General features: G+C 48.8%; 19 protein-coding genes. All 19 read right to left on the bottom strand.

The annotated features are described in order from the left end of the window. Position 1: 1 nt before the first annotated feature. Positions 2-265, bottom strand: a complete 264-nt coding sequence (locus tag SOW26_RS03290) for a glyoxalase (RefSeq protein WP_154478214.1) — start codon at positions 263-265, stop codon at positions 2-4. Continuing rightward, on the bottom strand, positions 252-938 hold the full coding sequence (locus SOW26_RS03285; protein WP_320651886.1) for an HAD family hydrolase: 687 nt from the start codon (positions 936-938) through the stop codon (positions 252-254). The genes SOW26_RS03290 and SOW26_RS03285 overlap by 14 nt, the downstream gene beginning before the upstream one ends. Positions 939-1,076: 138 nt before the next feature. Further along, positions 1,077-2,693, bottom strand: coding sequence for an MBL fold metallo-hydrolase RNA specificity domain-containing protein (locus SOW26_RS03280; protein ID WP_276958700.1), 1,617 nt, complete (start codon positions 2,691-2,693; stop codon positions 1,077-1,079). A gap of 167 nt (positions 2,694-2,860) precedes the next feature. After that, a complete protein-coding gene (gene ftsZ, locus SOW26_RS03275) occupies positions 2,861-4,063 on the bottom strand; it encodes a cell division protein FtsZ (RefSeq protein WP_154478210.1) in 1,203 nt (400 codons plus the stop codon). 138 nt (positions 4,064-4,201) lie between these two features. Then, entirely contained in the window at positions 4,202-4,966 is a 765-nt protein-coding gene (locus SOW26_RS03270; RefSeq protein WP_276958698.1) for a cell division protein FtsQ/DivIB, read from the bottom strand. A gap of 12 nt (positions 4,967-4,978) precedes the next feature. Further along, on the bottom strand, positions 4,979-6,316 hold the full coding sequence (murD, locus tag SOW26_RS03265; RefSeq protein ID WP_276958697.1) for a UDP-N-acetylmuramoyl-L-alanine--D-glutamate ligase: 1,338 nt from the start codon (positions 6,314-6,316) through the stop codon (positions 4,979-4,981). 12 nt (positions 6,317-6,328) lie between these two features. Beyond that, complete coding sequence (gene mraY / locus SOW26_RS03260; protein WP_320651883.1) at positions 6,329-7,285, bottom strand: phospho-N-acetylmuramoyl-pentapeptide-transferase; 957 nt, start codon at positions 7,283-7,285, stop codon at positions 6,329-6,331. A gap of 46 nt (positions 7,286-7,331) precedes the next feature. Next, the gene (locus tag SOW26_RS03255; RefSeq protein WP_320651882.1) at positions 7,332-9,227 is read right to left on the bottom strand and encodes a peptidoglycan D,D-transpeptidase FtsI family protein; all 1,896 of its coding nucleotides are present in this window, start codon (positions 9,225-9,227) and stop codon (positions 7,332-7,334) included. Positions 9,228-9,323: 96 nt separating this feature from the next. Further along, positions 9,324-9,881: a hypothetical protein gene (locus SOW26_RS03250; protein WP_330683559.1), complete on the bottom strand. Its 558-nt coding sequence runs from the start codon at positions 9,879-9,881 to the stop codon at positions 9,324-9,326. A 164-nt stretch (positions 9,882-10,045) separates the two neighbouring features. After that, positions 10,046-10,996, bottom strand: a complete 951-nt coding sequence (gene rsmH, locus SOW26_RS03245) for a 16S rRNA (cytosine(1402)-N(4))-methyltransferase RsmH (protein ID WP_276958694.1) — start codon at positions 10,994-10,996, stop codon at positions 10,046-10,048. Between the two features lie 12 nt (positions 10,997-11,008). Beyond that, positions 11,009-11,449, bottom strand: a complete 441-nt coding sequence (gene mraZ / locus SOW26_RS03240) for a division/cell wall cluster transcriptional repressor MraZ (RefSeq protein ID WP_276958693.1) — start codon at positions 11,447-11,449, stop codon at positions 11,009-11,011. A gap of 301 nt (positions 11,450-11,750) precedes the next feature. Further along, the gene (locus SOW26_RS03235; RefSeq protein ID WP_276958692.1) at positions 11,751-13,541 is read right to left on the bottom strand and encodes an aminopeptidase P family protein; all 1,791 of its coding nucleotides are present in this window, start codon (positions 13,539-13,541) and stop codon (positions 11,751-11,753) included. A 119-nt stretch (positions 13,542-13,660) separates the two neighbouring features. After that, the gene (locus tag SOW26_RS03230) at positions 13,661-15,028 is read right to left on the bottom strand and encodes a peptide MFS transporter (RefSeq protein ID WP_276958691.1); all 1,368 of its coding nucleotides are present in this window, start codon (positions 15,026-15,028) and stop codon (positions 13,661-13,663) included. Between the two features lie 510 nt (positions 15,029-15,538). Further along, complete coding sequence (locus tag SOW26_RS03225; RefSeq protein WP_276958690.1) at positions 15,539-15,784, bottom strand: hypothetical protein; 246 nt, start codon at positions 15,782-15,784, stop codon at positions 15,539-15,541. A 174-nt stretch (positions 15,785-15,958) separates the two neighbouring features. After that, positions 15,959-16,798, bottom strand: coding sequence for a DegV family protein (locus SOW26_RS03220; protein WP_276958689.1), 840 nt, complete (start codon positions 16,796-16,798; stop codon positions 15,959-15,961). Between the two features lie 177 nt (positions 16,799-16,975). Then, positions 16,976-18,157, bottom strand: a complete 1,182-nt coding sequence (locus SOW26_RS03215) for an FtsW/RodA/SpoVE family cell cycle protein (protein WP_276958504.1) — start codon at positions 18,155-18,157, stop codon at positions 16,976-16,978. A 24-nt stretch (positions 18,158-18,181) separates the two neighbouring features. Next, on the bottom strand, positions 18,182-18,553 hold the full coding sequence (locus tag SOW26_RS03210; RefSeq protein WP_276958505.1) for a hypothetical protein: 372 nt from the start codon (positions 18,551-18,553) through the stop codon (positions 18,182-18,184). Positions 18,554-18,600: 47 nt separating this feature from the next. Continuing rightward, positions 18,601-18,798: a heavy-metal-associated domain-containing protein gene (locus tag SOW26_RS03205; protein ID WP_320651881.1), complete on the bottom strand. Its 198-nt coding sequence runs from the start codon at positions 18,796-18,798 to the stop codon at positions 18,601-18,603. Between the two features lie 126 nt (positions 18,799-18,924). Further along, positions 18,925-19,224, bottom strand: a complete 300-nt coding sequence (locus SOW26_RS03200) for a metal-sensing transcriptional repressor (RefSeq protein ID WP_154478189.1) — start codon at positions 19,222-19,224, stop codon at positions 18,925-18,927. Between the last annotated feature and the right edge of the window lies 1 nt (position 19,225).

The following is a 19,225-nucleotide window of genomic DNA, read 5'->3' as shown; positions in this document are numbered from 1 at the left end:
ATTATCCTTCCACGATCAAGTAGCGGCCTCCCGATAAGGGGAAAATCTCCGCTGCCTCTTCCAGTTCTTCATTCGTCATCCCGTCTACGTCCATGCCCTCTTCCGACAGGATCTCCCGAACCTCCTGAATGTTCCCTGCGATCAGAGCCATACAGTCCTCCAGGAAAGTCTCCGCCTCCTCCGGTGTTTCCGCTACCGGCTCGTCAAACAACTGTCCCTGGTCTCTCAAAAATACTGCTATGCATTCTTCATCATATTGATACATGTTCCATTCCTCCACCTGTAAATTGTAAGATATCTTTTGGCTGATCTATCAGGGTGATCGCCCCGCATTTTTCCAGTTCCTGCCGGCTTCTGAATCCCCACGTTGCCGTAAGCGTCTCCACCTGTGCGTTTCTTCCGGTATGGATATCCACTTCAGAGTCTCCGATATACAGACACGCCTCCTTCTCTACGCCAAAGTGCTCCAGCAGCAGGCTGATCCCCTCAGGGCTTGGCTTTCTTTCCACCGTCGCCTTCTGTCCCCATACTTTTTGGAACAGTCCTTCCGGAAACAATTTTTTCATGACTTTTTTTGCCTGCCTGTCCGGTTTATTGGTCAGAACCGCCAGTCGGATCCCCTGTCTGTGCAGCGTCTGCACCACGTCCATCATTCCCTCATACACTTCTGCATGATAGTCGCAATTCTCATCAAAAATTTCTTCATATATTTGCATCGCCTCCGGAAGCCTTTTGGACGCTCCTTCCCGGGAGGCTTCCAACGCAAGCTCCAGCAGCTTCTTTGCTCCATTTCCCACAAATTCCCGGCACTGCTCTCTCGTAATGGCGGGAAGCTCCATCGCCTTTAGGGTCTCCTCTACCGAATAGGCCAGAGAATCCAAGGTGTTTGCCAGAGTTCCATCCAGATCAAAGATACATAATTTTTTCAAGTCCGTCACCTCCACTTTGGTATCATAGTACGGAACCGTGAAAAAATCAAGGAAACAGATCCCTGTGATTTTGTATGGCTGCAGACAGATACCCTTCTGTATTGCCCGGATCCGCATCCTCTCCTGCAGCGTATCGCCTGTTCCTCATCAGGATTCTCCCTTTTTCTCCCATTTCTGGATCAGGTTGGAAATTTCCGTTTCCATTTTTGCCAGATCCTTATTGGCCATTCCTCTGGATTCTGTCGCCACCTCCAACAGGCGTCCTGCCGCCCGTATCACTCTTTCCCAGGCAGCCTTCGCCTTTAATCCGGCCGGCTTTTCCTTTTGTTTCCGCAGCATACTGCCTTCTCTTACAATCTCATTGGTCCTCAGATCCAGACTTCCTCCGGAGTAAGGTGCATAGGTGGGATACCCGAAAGTTTCCTCCACAGCCTGTGCAAATTCTTCTGTTACGGTGTCTTCTCCATGAACCACAATGACTCTTTGAACTTCCGTCTGAAAGCCGGACAGCCAGTCCAGCAGCCCCTCTTTGTCTGCATGTCCGCTGATCCCCTTCAGGGATTCGATCCTGGCCCGTACCATGACAGGCTCTCCAAACAGCTTTACCTCCTTGATCCCTTCTAACAGTCTCCTGCCCAGGGTTTCTGCCGCCTGGTATCCCACAAAGCAGACGGTACATTCCTCTCTCCAAAGATTATGCTTCAGATGATGACGGATCCTTCCTGCCTCGCACATCCCGGAGGCAGACAGAATCACCTTGGGTCTTCTGTCGTTGTTAATGGCAATAGAGTCCTCCGTAGTCACCGACAATTTCAGCCCCGGAAATGTCAATGGATTGATCCCTGCTTCCACCAGCTGCAAGGCTTCCGTATCGAAGCAGGATTTTACATTCTTATGAAACACATTCGTTGCTTCCACTGCCAGAGGACTGTCTACGAACACCTCAAAGTCCGGAAGTTCCGGAACCATCCCTCTGTTTTTGATCTCCCGGATAAAATACAGGATCTCCTGCGTCCTGCCCACTGCAAAAGAAGGAATGACCACATTCCCCTTTTTCGCAAAGGTTTCCCGCAAAATCCTGGCAAATTCTTCTACGTAATCCGGCCGGTCTTCCCCGTGCAGACGATTACCGTAGGTGGATTCTATCACCACATAATCTGCCTCTGCCACCTTTGTGGGATCCTTAATGATCGGCTGATTTTTGTTTCCGACATCTCCCGAAAAAACGATCTTTTTGGTCACCTCTTCCTCCGTGATCCACACCTCGATACAGGAAGATCCCAGCAGATGACCCATATCCTGAAAGCGGATCTCGATTCCCTCACAAAGGCGGATCCTGTCCCCATACTCACAGGGAGACAGACAGTCGATGGCCGCCATCGCATCCGTCATGGTATAAAGAGGTTCAAAATGTTCTCCTCCGCTTCTTTTCGCTTTCCGGTTCCTCCAGCCGGCTTCAAATTCCTGGATGTGCGCGCTGTCCTTCAGCATGATCCTGCACAGATCTGCCGTAGCAAAGGTTGTAACGACTTCTCCCTGAAATCCCTGCTTGCATTGCAGGGGAATCAAACCGGAGTGATCAATATGTGCATGGGTCAAAAGAATGTAATCAATATCTTTTGATTCTATGGGAAGCGACTGGTTTTCGTAAATGTCCGGTCCCTGTTCCATCCCGCAGTCGACCAGGATATTTTTTCCGCACGCTTCCAGATAATGGCAGCTTCCCGTCACCTCATGTGCCGCCCCAATACATGTCAACTTCATATACATACCTCCTCTTCTCTTTTTCATCCCTCAGAATCGCTCTGCTCTTCCGGGCCTGCGTGCGCTCGCCAAAGTCCGAATTTCTTCGGACCTTGGCTCGTCGCTTTTACAAATAAAGCCGAATGTATGCATACTACACACATTCGGCTTTCCTTTTGTATTATGATCTATGACTTTTTAAAGAAATCCGGAATCTTAATGGACTGTTCTTTTACCTTACTGGAAGGTGCCTTTGGCGTTTCCAAAGTAGGCATGGTGCCGCCGGTTCTGGCAGGCGCTGCCGGTCTCTCTGCTGCAGAGGCTCTGGAAACGGGAGATGCCTGTCTATCATATCCGGAAAGTCCGACTCCTGAAGGACGAGACACTCCTGCATTTCTCGTGCTGTCCAAACGGGATTTTAATTTGTTGGTGCTTCCTCCCACGTTGTGCAGCCCGGTAGCGATCACGGTAATGGTCGCCTCGTCTGCTCTGGAGTCGTCGTACATAGCGCCAAAGATGATATTTGCGTCCTCTCCTGCCAGCTCCTGTACATATTCAGCCGCATCGGAAGCATCCATCAGGGTAATATCTCCGGATACATTGATGATCACATGGGAAGCTCCTGCGATAGTCGTCTCAAGCAGCGGACTTGCTACTGCCTGCTTTACTGCCTCCAGCGCCTTGTCGTCGCCGCGTCCCTGTCCGATACCGATATGGGCGATACCCTTGTCCGTCATAACAGTCTGAACATCGGCAAAGTCCAGATTGATCAGGGACGGTACATTGATCAGGTCTGTGATACCCTGAATACCCTGCTGTAGTACTTCGTCTGCCTTCTTCAAAGCCTCCGGCATCGTCGTTCTTCTGTCTACCACTTCCAGAAGCTTGTCATTTGGGATCACGATCAGCGTATCCACGCTTTCCTTCAGTTTTTCTATACCGGTCAATGCATTGTTCATACGGGTCTTGGATTCAAAACGGAACGGCTTGGTCACCACTCCTACCGTCAAGGCTCCCTGCTCCTTTGCGATCCTTGCTACTACCGGCGTCGCACCGGTACCGGTACCTCCGCCCATACCACAGGTCACAAACACCATGTCGGCTCCCTTTAACGCTGCAGCAACTTCTTCTGCACTTTCTTCCGCTGCCTTTTCTCCGATCTCCGGTCTCGCTCCTGCTCCCAGTCCTTTTGTGATCTTGTCTCCGATCTGCATCAGGGTAGGCGCCTTGCACAGCTGAAGTGCCTGTTTATCTGTATTGATGGCTATAAATTCCACGCCGACGATCTGTTCGGCAATCATTCGGTTTACTGCGTTATTTCCGCCGCCGCCAACTCCGACCACTATGATCTTTGCTGCCGCTTCGGATTCGTTTGTTTTAATCTCCAGCAAGGGTTTGTCCTCCTTTATCTTCCTCATTCATATTATACATCCCATACATAAAACAATACATTTCCTGAATTGCTATATATGCTCTATCATATCGGCTTTTTTTGAAAATTTCAATAGAAATCCTTTATTTTTCTTGTTTTATTCTGTATTTTTCACTTCTTCCGGAAGCTCTCCGATACGAAATGTAATAATTTTACTGTTCTTTTCGTAGTTTTCCAAATGCAGCGTTCCCGACTGGTCTCCAAGCTTCTCCAGAATGGGCGGAATTTGCGCGATCTGCTCGGCTGTAGCCGACGATCCCAGCTGCACCCAGACCGTTCCCAAAAGCAGGGAGATCCGGTTATCTTCTCCTTTGATCTTCTGTGGATAAAGTTCCAGTTCCTTCATCTCTCCGGATACCTGCAGCATTTTTTCAAAAAGCTGATCTTTGTCTGTTTTGACCTTTTCATAGAGTTTCATTTCTTTCCATGCCACTCCTTCAAAAACAGGCACCTGTTCTATCTGCTTTGCGTCTTGATGGATGAGATATCCGTCCCCGTCAAAATAATCATACCCTTCTTTTCCTTCTCTATATCCGTAGATGGGCTTTTCTTTGACCTTTACCTGCAGGATCCATGGCCGCCGGATTCTGACTTCCATTTTTTCCAGGCAGGGAATCTTCTCTCCTCTTCCCGCCATGTACTTTGCCCACACATAAACCGTGTTAAAAGAATATTTATCTTTCTTTATCAACTGCACAATTTCTTCCTTGGAAGAATATTCGTTCCCTTCTACCTCAATCGCCTGTGTGTGGAAGAGGATCAGAAAGCTGAGGACGATGATAGCCAGTCCCAAAAGCAGTACCAACGCTCCGTACAGGCGGTATCTCTTTTTCTTTGTCTTTTGTTCCTTGATCTGTCCCATACTCTTCCCTTTCTACAAAGCCCGCACCAGCTCTTTAAACGTTTCTCCTCTCGCCTCATAGTTTGGAAACATATCCCAGCTTGCACAGGCCGGCGACAGCAGAACCGCATCCCCTTCCTGTGCCAGACCGGCTGCCAGAGCTACCGCCTCCTGGAAGGTATCCGCAAACACATACTCAAAAAATCCACACGCTTCCGCTTCTTTTGCAATCTTTTCTTTGGTATCTCCCACCAGCACCAGCTTTCTTACCTTCCCCTGAAAGCTTTCGATCCACTCTTTGTAATGGGAATCCTTGTCATATCCTCCTCCGATCAGCACGGTAGGCCGGTTCATGGCCTGGATCCCCTTGATCGCCGCATCCGGATTGGTTCCTTTGGAATCGTTATAATAAGCCACCTTATTCTTTTCTGTCACATATTCGATCCGGTGCTCTACACCACCAAAGGCCAGTACCGCTTTTTTCACCATCTCCTTCGGAACTCCGTAGGCGATCGCCATTCCGACTGCCGCCATCACGTTCTCATAATTGTGTGTGCCCAGTATCTGCAGATCTTCTGTCTCGCAAAAGGCTTCCTGCCCCACAAAAATCTTTCCGTCTTTCAGGTAGATCCCGTCTTCCAGCACTCTCCGGCTGGAAAAGAAAACGACTCTGGCCGGGATTTTTTCCGCCAGGTTTCGGGTATAGGGATCCTCATAATTTAAAATACAGGTGTCCTCCGCCCTTTGATTTCGTGTAATAGCAGCCTTTGCCGCCCAATATGCCTCCATCGTATGATGACGGTTCAGATGATCCGGCGTCACATTCAGGATCGCGCTGACTCTGGGGCGGAAGGTCTTTATGGTTTCCAGCTGAAAACTGCTGACCTCTGCTACCGTGACGGAGTTTTCCGTCATTTGTTCCGCTGCAGAGGTGTAGGGATTTCCTATGTTTCCCACCACAAACACCTCTTTCTGAAAGCCCTTCATGATTTCTCCCAGAAGCGCCGTGGTAGTGGTCTTTCCATTGGTTCCCGTAATCGCCAGCACATCTCCTTTTGCAAATTGATATGCCAGTTCTACTTCCCCCAGGATGTTTTTCCCGGAGGCCCTCAGCTCCTCCACCAACGGACTGTCTAAGGGTACTCCCGGACTTAAAATAACAGAATCTATCCTGTCCTTTACCTCCTTGGGCAGCTTTCCGGTGTAGATCTCCACAAGCTTGTGCTTCAGCCTCTCCCGAAGTTTCTCCTCTTCTACCTGTTTTTCATCGTATAACGCCACTTCTATCTGGTTTTCACTTAGCAGATCCGCTGCTGCAATCCCACTTAGTCCCGTTCCAAATACCAGTGCCTTCTTCCCGGTAAATTTCATGTTCTCATCTCCTTACACTGCCAAAAATCCGATGATGCAAAGCAGGATCGTCAGGATCCCAAACACGGCTACCACTCTGGTCTCCGACCATCCGCACAACTCAAAATGATGATGAATGGGAGCCATTTTAAAAATTCTCTTTCCGCCTGTTTTTTTAAAGTAAGTTACCTGTATCATCACAGATAGCACTTCCACCAGATAGATCAGGCCTATGATCACGATAAATACCGGCATCTGAAGCATATAAGCCGACGCTGCCACAAACCCGCCCAGCGCCAGGGATCCGGTATCTCCCATAAAGACCTTGGCCGGATAAACGTTGTAGAGCAAAAACCCAAGAAGAGCTCCCAGTACTGCTGACGTAATCGGCTCTATCCCTCCGGAGAGCCAGAGGCTTGTCATTGTAAAAAATCCTGCTACCACTGTCGTCACAGTAGAAGCCAAACCATCCAGTCCGTCTGTAAAATTCACTCCGTTCACTGTACCGATCACGGCAAAAAACATAAGCGGAATCGCCAGCCAGCCGATATCCAGCATGGTGTCTTTTAAAAACGGGATCCGCATTGCCAAAGACACGTCGGTAAACCGGATCATATAGAAAGCAAATATGGCCGTCACGCCTATCTGTAATGCCATTTTCTGCTTGGGCAGCAGACCGTCGGGATCCTTTTTTACAACCTTCAGGTAATCGTCCCAAAATCCGATCAGGCCGAAGCCCAGTGTCACAAACAGGACAGGGATCACGTGAGGAAATTCCCTGACATAGAAAAGAGAGACCAGTGTAATGCTAAGCAGGAAGATCACTCCGCCCATCGTGGGGGTTCCTGCTTTTTTTAAATGTGCCTGCACTCCTTCTTCCCGCTCCGTCTGTCCCATCTTCATTTTCTGTAGCACCGGTATGATCACAGGTCCCAAAATGGCACTTACCGCAAATCCTGCCAGAATCGGCAGCCATACTTTTTCGTTCATAATCCTATCCTCTCTGCGTACTTTGCTGAGTAGCTTCTTGTTTTCTTTATGGCTGTGTACTGCCGGTCTGCGTGGCAGAACCGTTCGCATCTGCCGCCTGTCCCTGGGTTTCCGCTACTTTTTCCACTCCCAGGTAAGGAAGTATCTCCGCCATAATATCTGCCGACAGACGGGTTGCGTAACTGCTGACTGCCTGATTTCCCACATTAGGCTCGTCGATCACCACATAGATCACCACCTCCGGCTTCTCCTGAGGCACATATCCTATAAAAGATACCAGATATTTCCCGTTATTTCTTGGCAGCTTTTCTGCCGTACCGGTCTTTCCTCCAATATCGTATCCTTCTACTTTCGCAGACTTCCCGGTTCCTTCTTCCACCACTCCCAGCAGCTGGTCCTTGATCACTTCACAGGTTTCTTTGGAAATGATCTTTTTGGCAATCACAGGTTCCTTATTTTCTGTCACGTTCCCCTGTTCATCCTGAATCTGCTTTACCAAATGAGGTTTATAATAGTCCCCCCCATTGATCAGCGCGCTGAAGGATGCCGCCATCTGTGTCATGGTCACGTTAAAATTCTGCCCAAATGCATTCGTCGCAAGACTGGCCGGATCCATATTTTCGGGCGTATAGAGCAATCCTTCTGTTTCTCCTTCCCCCGGAAGATCCACTCCCGTATACTCTCCAAATCCGAACAGCTTCTGGTATTTGCAGAATGCCTCCGCCCCCATGGCGGCTCCGATCTGCATCAGGCCTACATTACAGGAATTTTCCATCACCTGCTTTAGCGTCTGCGTCCCATGCGCCGTCTTGTCATAACAGTAAATATCATGATCTCCTACATGCAGCATAGATCCGCAGTAAAGTGTTTCTTCCCCTGACAAAACCCCGGTTTCCAGGGCTGCCGCCATGGTAAAAGGCTTGAATGTAGATCCCGGTTCATAAGTGGCGCTGACACAAAAATTATTCCAAAGTTCGTTGAGCACCTTGTTTTTTTCCTCATCCGACATCTCTTTCTGCTTTTCCTCACTGTAATACCTGCTTAGGTCGGACGGGTGGTTCAGATCGTAATTGGGATAAGAAGCTTCTGCCAGAATTTCTCCGTTTTGTGGATTCATCACAAGTACGGCCGTCGTCTTACTTCCTTCTCCCTCTGTCGCTTCATTTTTATGTGCTTCATTAAACGCAAGGATATGCTTCTCTACGATGCTTTGTACCTGAAGGTCTATGGTGGTAACCAGCGTACTTCCATTTTCCGCTTCCTTTACCGACCGCTGCAGCGTCTCGTCTTTCCCCTGATATCCATATTCCCTGCCGTCGGTTCCGTTTAGGATCCCGTTATAGGAGGCTTCCAGGCCGGTGCTTCCCTGGTTTCCGTCTGATACAAATCCGATCACGTCCGATGCCAACGTATTGTAGGGATATGTTCTTGCATAATTTTCTTCCAGCCAGACTCCCTGAAGATTCAGGGAATGCTCTCCGTCTTCTTTCTTCTTTTCAAAGGTTTCAGCCGTGGCATAATCCACACCCTTTTTCAGAATGGTATAGCGCAGCTTTGGATTCTCTTCCATCAGCGTCTTTACCTCCTGTCTGGAGATCCCAAAGCATTCTTCCAGTACACTCAACGTTTCCTCCAAAGACTTCTCCGTCTTCTTTGCTTCCACGATGTCCAGTGCCACGTTATATACTTTTTCACTGGTAGCCAAAACGGTACCGCCTCGATCCAGGATATCCCCCCTCTTAAATGGGATCACACGGCCTCCATACTCCTGCTGATCCAGGACCTTTCTGGTATATTCGTCCTTGTATCTGCCTGTTTCCCACATAATATATCCCGCCAAACAGGCAAAAACTCCTGCTACCAGGAGTATTAGAACGATCAGCTTTCGCTGCATCACTGTAGAAGCTTTTCGGTTAAAAAAGTTGCGTCTCTTTCTTGCCATAGAACTCTCCCCACTGTTTCGCTGGCAGAAGATTGCTATGCTTCCACTGCCGGGGCTATCTTTTTACTTTGGATACCTTTTGTGTCATCCCACTCATCACTTATGCTTTGATATCTTTCCGCTGCTTGGGATCGCCTCGTATTTCTTTACATAATCTCCCACCGGATTGGTATACTCTATCATCTGCTGCGGAGAGGCGTAAATCATTCCCAGGTCGTTTTGGGCTCTCTGTCTGACTGCCTCCAGATTCATGGAATTCATAACGGCATTATAGTCCGTAGTATTCTTTTCCTTCAGGCTGGTCAGCTCATTCTGCAGGTAAATAATATTGCGGTTTCCTGCCGCTACATTATTTTGCAGTCTGACATAATAGACTCCCATAGCCATCACCAAAGCGAAAGACAACCCTAAAAAGACGGCATATCCCCGGCTCATTCTGGCCGCTCTCCTCCGGTTTCTTTTTACCTGCCTGCTGACCTGCCTTTTCGGCTCCTGTACTTTCTGCCGTCTTTCCGGTGTGTAAACCGGATTCTCCACTGCATTGCCATACACATAAGTCCCTGTCCGGGCGCTTCTGCCATAGCTTTCATATCTTCCCTGGTCATATCTGCGATTTCCGGAAGCATAATTTCTTTCCCCTGCCATCTTTTTCACCTGCCTTTCTCTCCTGTGTAAATTCTTGTACGGTCCTGCCCGCCTTATACGTTTCTTTTTTGCTACATCTATATTTTTTCAAATCTTTATACAGCTTCCATGCTGCGATCTTTTCCTTCTCTTTTTACGCCGCGCCTTCCGGCTTTTTGTATCTGCACTGATTTTTATGCTCCTTCAGCAAAACCCTTTTGGAAGATCCTAAGCTTTGCACTTTTGGAGCGGCTGTTTTCTTCCATCTCTTCGGAAGAGGGTAAGATAGGCTTCCTGGTGATCACCTTCCCTTTGGATGTCCGTCCGCATACACAGACCGGAAAATCCGACGGACAGATACAGGGATCTTCATTTTTGCGAAAAGCGTTTTTCACGATCCTGTCCTCCAGGGAATGAAAGGTGATAATACAAAGCCTGCCGCCCGGATTCAGAAGCTCTATCATATCATCCAGCGACTCTCGCAAAACCTCCAGTTCCTTGTTCAGTTCGATCCGGATCGCCTGAAAGGTACGCTTTGCCGGATGTCCGCCTTTCTTTTGAAATTTCATCGGAATGGAACTGCGTATGATATCCGTCAGCTCCCCTGTAGTGCAGATGGGAGCTTTCTCACGTCGCTCTACGATGTTTTTTGCAATGTTTCTTGCAAACTTTTCTTCCCCGTAGTCACGGATGACGCGAAAAAGCTCCGTCTCACTATAGCCATTGACAATGTCCCTTGCCGTCTTCTCCTGACGGGTATCCATGCGCATATCAAGGGGGGCGTCTTCCCGGTAGGAGAATCCCCGTTCTGCCGTATCCAGCTGATAAGAGGATACGCCCAGATCAAGGATGATCCCATCTACCTTGTCAATCTGCAGTTGTTGGAGCACGGACTTCATATCACAGTAGTTGCTCCAAACTATCGTGACCTTCTCCCCGAAGTCCTTTAAGCGGATCGAAGCTGCCCTAACAGCAGCTTGATCCTGGTCTATTCCTACAATACTCCCTTTTTCTCCCAGGCGTTTACATATCTCCAGCGTATGTCCGCCTCCGCCGAGTGTCCCATCCACATAGATGCCATCTTTCCGGATCTGAAGACCCTCTATGGTCTCCTCCAATAAAACCGACCTGTGTTTGAATTCCATATCTTCTCCCTCTTAGATACTGAATCCGCTGGCTTCCATATCGGAGGCGATCTCCTCTATGTTCTGTTCCACTTCAGCATTCGCTGCATTCCATCTTGCCTTGTCCCAGATTTCGGCACGCTTCCCCATACCGACCAGCACCACCTCTTTGTCCAGGTGTGCAAATTCTCTGAGCACCGATGGAATCAACGTTCTTCCTTGTTTATCCAGATCTCCGTCCGTTGCACTTCCTTGAAAAAAGTACGCAAACTGTCTGGCCTTTTTGTCCGTGGTTGTCGGCAGGGCATTTAACTGTGCTTCAAAGCGATTCCATTCGTCTTCCGGGTATACATACAGACACGCATCCATCCCCTTCGTGATCACGAACTTCTCCCCAAGCCCGTCACGAATCTTGGAAGGTATGATCATCCTTCCTTTGGCATCTATGTTGTGACTGTATTCTCCTTTCAGCACCTGGTCTCACCTTCTTCCACTTAGCCATGTGGTTTTACCACTTTTCACCACAACTTACCACTTTCTACCACTTACACACATTCTATAGCATATTTTCAGGGAATGCAAGCGATTTTTCATTCTTTTTCGTGAAATCGCTCTCACACGCAAAAAAAGGACCCGGATCCGGCTTTGGAATTTCTCCTTTGCCAGGATCTGGGTCCTTTTTCTCTTTTTTATTTCTATACGGATATTTTCTTTCGTTTTCGCTTTTTCGTCCGTCTCATTTTCCGTCCGTCTTCTTAAGCGGTCTCTTTTCAGCTTACACTGCTCTTGTGTATCTTGCCAGCCACTCTTTCTCTTCTTCGTTCAGATGTGGAGACACCTTTTCAAACACAGACTGGTGATAGGTATTCAGAAGCTTTCTCTCTTCTTCCGTCATAAACTCCGGTACGATGGCATCCAGGTCAAACGGAACATAAGTGATCACATCAAACCGCATAAACTGTCCGAATTCGTTTAATTCGTCTTCACACACCAGAAGTTCGTTTTCCAGACGGATCCCGTAAGCGCCCTCGATATATCTTCCGGGCTCATCCGTGATCACCATTCCTGCCTCGAAAGGCTCCGTATCTCCGGCTACATAACGCCAGCGGATCCCTGCCGGGCCTTCATGAATATTCAGAAGGTATCCTACTCCGTGACCTGTACCGTGATTGAAATTCAATCTTCTGTCCCAAAACGGCTTGCGGGTATAGCTGTCCAGATTGACTCCGTTGCAGCCTTTCATAAACACGGCGTTTGCCAAGGAAAGATTGCTGATGGCAACCAGCGTGAAATCCTCCTTCATCTGCCGGGTAATATTGCCCAGTGCATAGGTTCTGGTAATATCCGTAGACCCTTCTTTAAAGCCTGCACCGGTATCTGTCAGGAAAAATCCATCCGTTCCCAACGGAATATCCGTTTCCGGACTGGGTGCATAATGCACGATAGCCGCATGGGCTCCGAAAGAACAGATCGGCTCAAAGCTGGGGCTGATAAAGTTGCCCATCTCTTCCCGGAAGGAATCCATCTTTGCCGCCGCACTCAGCTCCGTGATCTCTTCTTTTCCAATGTTTTCTTTCAGCCATTTCATAAAACGCACATGGGCAACGCTGTCCTTGATCTGCGCCTGACGGATGTTTTCAATCTCCGTAGCATTCTTGATCGCCTTGAATCTGATCTCCGGATTTGCCTTTTCCACCCGCTTTGCGTCTTTTGAAAGGTTGTTATACAAAGCATAGTTCAGGTTTTTTGCATCTACCAGCAGGGTCTCGCCGGCTCCGTATTTTTTCACATCCTCGTAGATGTCATTGTAAGGATGCAGCACTACTTTGTCTTTTGCAAAGGCCGCCTTCATCTCTTCCGACAGCTTGCTCTCCTGGATGTAAAGATGGTACTCGTCCATGGTCACGATCGCATAAGAAAGCACCAGCGGGAAATACTCAATGTCATTTCCTCTCATATTCAATGTCCAGCAGATATCATCCAGCGTGGTCACTACGTGTACCGTCGCCTGGCTCTCCTTCATTGCTTCGCGAATACGAGTCAGCTTTTCTGCTGTCGTTTCTCCTGCATATTGCAGTTCCAGTGCAAATGCCGGCTCCTCTGAAAGGGGCGGACGATCTGTCCAGATCTCGTCGATCAGATCGCAGGTATATACGATGTGTGCCTCTTTCGCATCTGCAACCGCCTCATAGCCCTGGCCTTCTCCCATGGAAACTACACGACCGTCAAACCCGATGACCTCACCCGGCTTCACCACCTGCTTCAGATGCTCTGTCAGAGTCGGAACTCCCGGCTGACCCATTTTCATCAGCTCTACCGTCGTTCCTTCCAACTGGTCTGCCGCCTGAATGAAGTATCTTCCGTCCGTCCACAGACGGGCCTCTTTTGCATCAATCATTGCCGTTCCGGCAGAACCTGAGAAACCTGTGATGTACTTTCTTGCCGTAAAGTGTTCTCCCACATATTCACTCTGGTGAAAATCCGCCGTGGGAACGATATAGTAATCGATACCGTCTCGAACCATGAGCTCACGCAATTTCGACAATCTTTCTGGTACTGTACTCATTTTAAGTCTTCCTCCTGTCCGTTTTTTCCGCTGCATTTTCAGGATTGTTTTCTAGAATGCCCCTTAGGTCCAAAGGACCCAAAGGGCATATCGTTACTTTATTCCATCTCTATTCAGTTTTATTCTTCTCCGTCTTTCTTCTTTACCAGGGACGTCAGTTTGTTGTCCATCAGGAAAAGTACAACGGTACAGATAAATGCTACAATTGCAACTCCGATACAAGCTTTCGGGAAGGCAAACTTTCCGCCGAACGCAAAGCTGTAAACGTTACCATAAAGTTTAGCAGCTGCGAAGATACCAAGTCCCCATACTGCTGACATAATGGAAAGATAACGGCTGGGGGAATACAGTCCGATAAAAGCGGATCCCAGCGGGGAGAAAAACATCTCGCCCAGTGTCAGGAATACCATGAACAGGATCAGAGCCAGTACGCTTACCTTTGCTCCGCCTCTTGTAACGTCTAGGATCGCAAAGTAGATATAAGCAACTCCCAGGAAGGAAAGTCCGATTCCCAGCTTCTTGAACAAGCTCAAGTCTCCCTGCGGTCTTGCAGACAGCTTCTGCCACAGAAGCGCTGTCAATGGTCCGGAAATCACACAGAACAATGCGTTTACGGCATCTACCCAGGTAACCGGGATCTTCAGTCCGCCAACAGACCAGTTCATGTTTTCTGCCCAGTGATAATAGATCGGCAGGTACGCCAGATACCAGAACAGCCAGAACACGATCTGGAATGCGGAGATCAGAACGATGGCGCTGATACGCTTCTTCTCGATGGTGGTCATCTTCTGTCTCGGAGCATTCTTCTTTTCTGCCTTTTCTCTCTCTTCTCTTTCCAGCTCTTCCTTGGTCTTCTCAAATTTGAATGGACGTCTTCCCGCTCCCTTTCCTTTCAGGATCATTCCAACCGTAAACCAGACGCATCCCAGAAGCATTACGATACCGGCAAGTCTGAAGCACCCGCGGAATCCCAGAACCTCTCCCTTTGCAAACACATCCTGATATAGGATACCTGCTGCGAAAGGTCCGATGAAGGCTCCTACGTTTACCAGGGAATAACGAATGGAGTAAGCAGAGTTCAACTGCTCCGGCTTTACGATACGGCCGATCATGGGGCCGGTCTTAAACAGACCCAGACCAAACGCCACGCAGAAGATCATGATATATACTCCTGTGGCGCTCTTTGCCGCCGCACCTGAAAAGTATCCAAACGAAATGATCAGCATACCCACCGGCGTCGTGTAAAAGGCTCCCACAAATCGGTCAACGATGATGGCTCCTACCAGACCTGCCAGATAAGAATATGCTGTGATGTCAGACTGCATGGATGCAGCCGTTGTGTCAGAAAGACCAAGTCCTCCTGCTGCCACTGCGGTGGTGACGAAAACCAGAATCAAAGATCTTCCCAGATAGAAAGAAAGTCTTTCAAAGATTTCTGTACATCCCGCCACCCAAAACGCAACTGGATATTTTTGTTTCTTTTCCATACGAATAGTACCTCCTGTTCTTTTTTTGTGAAACAATATGGAAAAATGCAACGAATCTATCCAAGGTACAGTAGAGTGTTTTCCTCCTCACATCACTCCTTGAATGATTCAAATTATAGCACCAAAGCTCCTTGTTATCAAGCAAAACCATCTGGTTTTTTGCAGGTTTTTCCACTTTTTCAGGCACCCCGAAACGCCCTGTTTTTCAGCTGTTTTTCCGTGTTTTCAGCATTTGAAAGGCAAGCTATTTTGTTGGTTTTAAATTCTCATTTTTCTGCATAAACAAAGGCCGGTTTTCTCTTGCGGAGCGCAGCCTCCCATGAAGCAAAAAAGTCTCTGGAAAGCGTTTGCTTCCGAGACTCTTTCTATCCGTCATTTTGTTGTAAGGAAAGGTCATGCGCCGCAGGTTTTTCCGTCGAACCAAAGCAATACCTGCATAAACATTCATCCAAACTGTTTAGGAGGCTTTCTCACCCTCTTTCCGGGAGCTCTTTGCCATCCTGCAGCCGACTATTCTGATACCCCCGCCAGTTCTGATGCCAGCTGGTTTACCGCCGTATAATCCACCTGCACTCCTGCTTTTGCAGCCTTCTCCGCCTGTGTGTGATAGATGCTGTATCCGATCCCGCCTACCACAACGACGGCCGCCGTTGCCGCCGCCATCTTGCAGATCACGTTCTTCCTCTTTTCTTTTTTGATCGTCTGCTTTCTGTTGGCTTTTTCTTTCTTATATCTGTCTACTTTCTGCTGACTCACTGTGTTCTCCTTTCTTGCCGGGCAAGGAAGATTTCTCTCTTATTTCCCTGTATCTTCTCCCCACAGGAGAGCGTGCTCTTCTCTTACGCCTTCCCTGTATCCTGCCTGACATTCCTGCCATGCCTGCTTTTCTATTGCTGTGCCTTTTCTGCTGTCACTTTTTCACAACCACTTTTATACCACCACGATGATCCCGCCGTCCGCTGCGTACATGCTGCTGATCCCTGCCGTATCCAGAATGATCACGTCTCCGAACGTTTCCTTTTCCAGCAGCATGGCCTTCACGGACTCTGCTCTCTCCCTGCAGTTACAATGGGAGATCGCCAGGATCTTTTCCTGCGGAGAGCGCACGCTGCGCACTACCGCCTCCACCAGCTTACTCAGTGCTTTTTTTGTCCCCCGGCATTTTGCCACCTCGGCGATCTCTCCTGCCTCATTCGCCGTCATAACCGGTTTGATGTGGAGCGCCGTCGCCATGATCGCCTTCAATCCGGTCAAACGCCCGTTTTTCCGAAGGGTATCCAGCGTTTCCAGGACAAAGTAGGTGCTCTGCCCCTTTATATATTCCTCCACCGTATCAACGACCTTCTGGAAGCTCATTTCCCTTTGCTCACATTCCCGGATCTTCAGTGCGATCAGTGTCTCTCCCACAGAAGCAGAGCGGGAATCAAATACATAAATGTCTTTGTGCGGATGTTCTTCCAGATACAGCTTCCGCCCCAGCATCGCGCTGTTGTAGGAGCCGCTCAGGCGGCTGGAAAGTGTCACGATATAAATCCTCTCCTCCTGACCACAGCACGCTTCCATATATCGCTGCGGCGAAGGACAGGATGACTTGGGACATTCCGGCGCTTGGGCCACCAACCGGAGAAATTCCTTCTGGTCAAACGTCTCGTCGTCCGGAATGTGTCTTCCTCCCACCTCCATGGAAAGAGACGCCGTCTCAAAATATCCCGAAGCTTTCATTTCCTCCGTCAGCTCCCCGCAACTGTCTACCACGATCTTGTAACTCATAGAACCTCCCTTAACCTCTATATTCTGCACCGTTTCCTGCTCCGGCACACTTTCCGGTTATTCTCTTCTAGTTTACCTGGTTTTCAATACTAGGTGCAGTATATCATACTTTTTCCGGGAAGAAAAGGGGATTTCTATGATCAGCTTCCGGGGCTTGCCCTCGGGATACTGCCGCGGTCATTCCACCTTGATCTCTGATGAAATGCTCATAGCCACTCCCATTTCCAGCATCAGAAGCACCGTCGCCGTCCCTCCATAGCTGATAAAAGGAAGGGTGATCCCTGTATTTGGGATCAGATTGGTCACAACCGCCACGTTTAGTGTGACCTGGATAAAGATATGCGCCAGGATCCCCGTCGCCACCAGTGTCCCATAAATATCCGGAGCATTTTGGGCGATCACTGCCAGCCGGAAGATTAGAAGTCCAAACAGGATCAGTACCAGAAGAACTCCAAATACGCCCAGCTCCTCACAGATCACCGATAAGATCATATCATTTTGTACCTCCGGTATGATCATCTTTTGTGTACTGTTGCCAAGCCCTTTTCCAAAAAATCCGCCGGAGCTGATGGCATACAGCGCCTGAAGCGTCTGATAGCCTCCCTTGTCCGCATAAGCCTCCGGGTTCAGCCATACCAGAATTCTGCCTAAACGGAAGCTTCCCACCGCTATATCTGTGCCTGCAAATCTCTGCAGATAGATCCGAAGAGCCACCACCAGTCCCATTCCGATCCCTGCCAACAAAAAAAACGGCTTGGTCTTAGGGTGGATCACAAAGATCATCACAACGGCGATGCCTACGATGATGATCGCTGCACTGAGATTTTGTGTGATCTTATAAGCTGCAAGCGCCGGAATTCCTGCAATCCCGATGATCTTCAGGCACTCTGCCGGCGACTGTATCTTGTTTCCCTTCTGGCAGATCAGCGCCGGTATTACCAGGATCACGGCGACCTTTGCCAGCTCCGATGGCTGAAGCTGTCCGATCCCCACGGTAATCCACCTTCTGGCACCGTTCACCTCAATTCCCAGCGGCGTCCACACCAAAGCCATGGCTGCAATGGATCCCCAGTAAAGTAACAGCTTGTATTTAGCCATCCCCAGCTTCTGATATCTGACACAGGAAAACAGCATCATAACGCCAAATCCCAGCACACAAAAAAACGCCTGTTTTCCAAAATAGTAAGTTCCTTTTCCATAGTACATGGAAGCACTGTAGGAACTGGTGCTGTATAGCATCAGAAGTCCAAAGCAGATCAGTGACATCAAGATCGCCAGCAGACTATAATCAATGCGCTGCGGCCGCCGGAACAGCTCCCTGATCCGACCGCCCCCTTCGCTTTTTTTCTTTTTTTTCATTTCCCTTACTCCCCGTCTGCCTCTTTACCACAGTAAATACACGATTACTCCCGCCACTGCAAGGATCGCAATTGCCAAAAGGATCATGGGAAGCCGGGAAAATCTTCCTTCTTCCTCTTCAAACAAATCCTGCAATTCCTCGTTGTCCTGTATTTCTGTTTCTTCCCCTTGTTGCTCTTTTTGTTTTTGAAGCCTCCGCCTTCTTTTTTCTTCACGGAACCGCTTCTCTTTTTCTTCCGGGTCTTCCGGCCGGCTGTCCCTTTTTCCCTTCTGTTTTCCTTCATCTGCTGTCATCTGCTGCGGTTTTTTAAACTTCTTCCTGCAAGCGTAACAAAGCATATACTCCGGATTTTTTTTACTTTCTGTCAACTCGCCTTTACAAAATGGACATTTCATTGACGCCCCCTCCTTTTCTCTGTCCGGCAGACTGCTCTCCTGCCTTTTTAAAATCGAAGCTTTGGTGAAAAGCCGAGATCCTCCAGCGCTTCTATTGCCGTATTGACTTCCTTGAAATCTCCGTCCACCGTCACGGTCCTTTCCTTTAGATCCACTTCAAACCCAAGTCCTTCTTCTGTTAAGAGTCCCGTGATCCTTTCCACGCATTTTTCACAGTGCATATCCTTCACATCAATGACCGACATGATCTTCCTCCATTCTTCCGGAAACCTCCGGATTCTCGTTATCGTCCGGAAATCTGCTGTCTTCCCCCTGGAAAGCGCCCGCTTCCTCCCGTCCGCCCTACGTGTCTGTTCTTTGGCATCTCTTTGCTACTTCATCAGCTTTTGGATGGTGGCGCACAGCTCGTCCACCGCTTCTTCCTTCCCCGCCTTCATATCGTCTACCACGCAGGTGTGGATATGGCTGACCAGAAGCTGTTTATTAAAGCTGTTCAGCGCTGCCTGGATCGCCATTACCTGGGTCAGTATGTCCACGCAGTACCGGTCTTCCTCCACCATCTTGCGGATTCCTCTTACCTGTCCTTCAATGCGGTTCAGTCTGGTGATCATATCCTGATGCTCCGACTGCTCACGCACTTTTTTCCTGACACAACATTCCTTTTCTGTCATA

The sequence above is a fragment of the Suipraeoptans intestinalis genome, from assembly GCF_034091795.1.
GTDB lineage: Bacteria > Bacillota > Clostridia > Lachnospirales > Lachnospiraceae > Suipraeoptans > Suipraeoptans intestinalis.
This window is presented reverse-complemented; position numbering and strand designations above follow the sequence as displayed.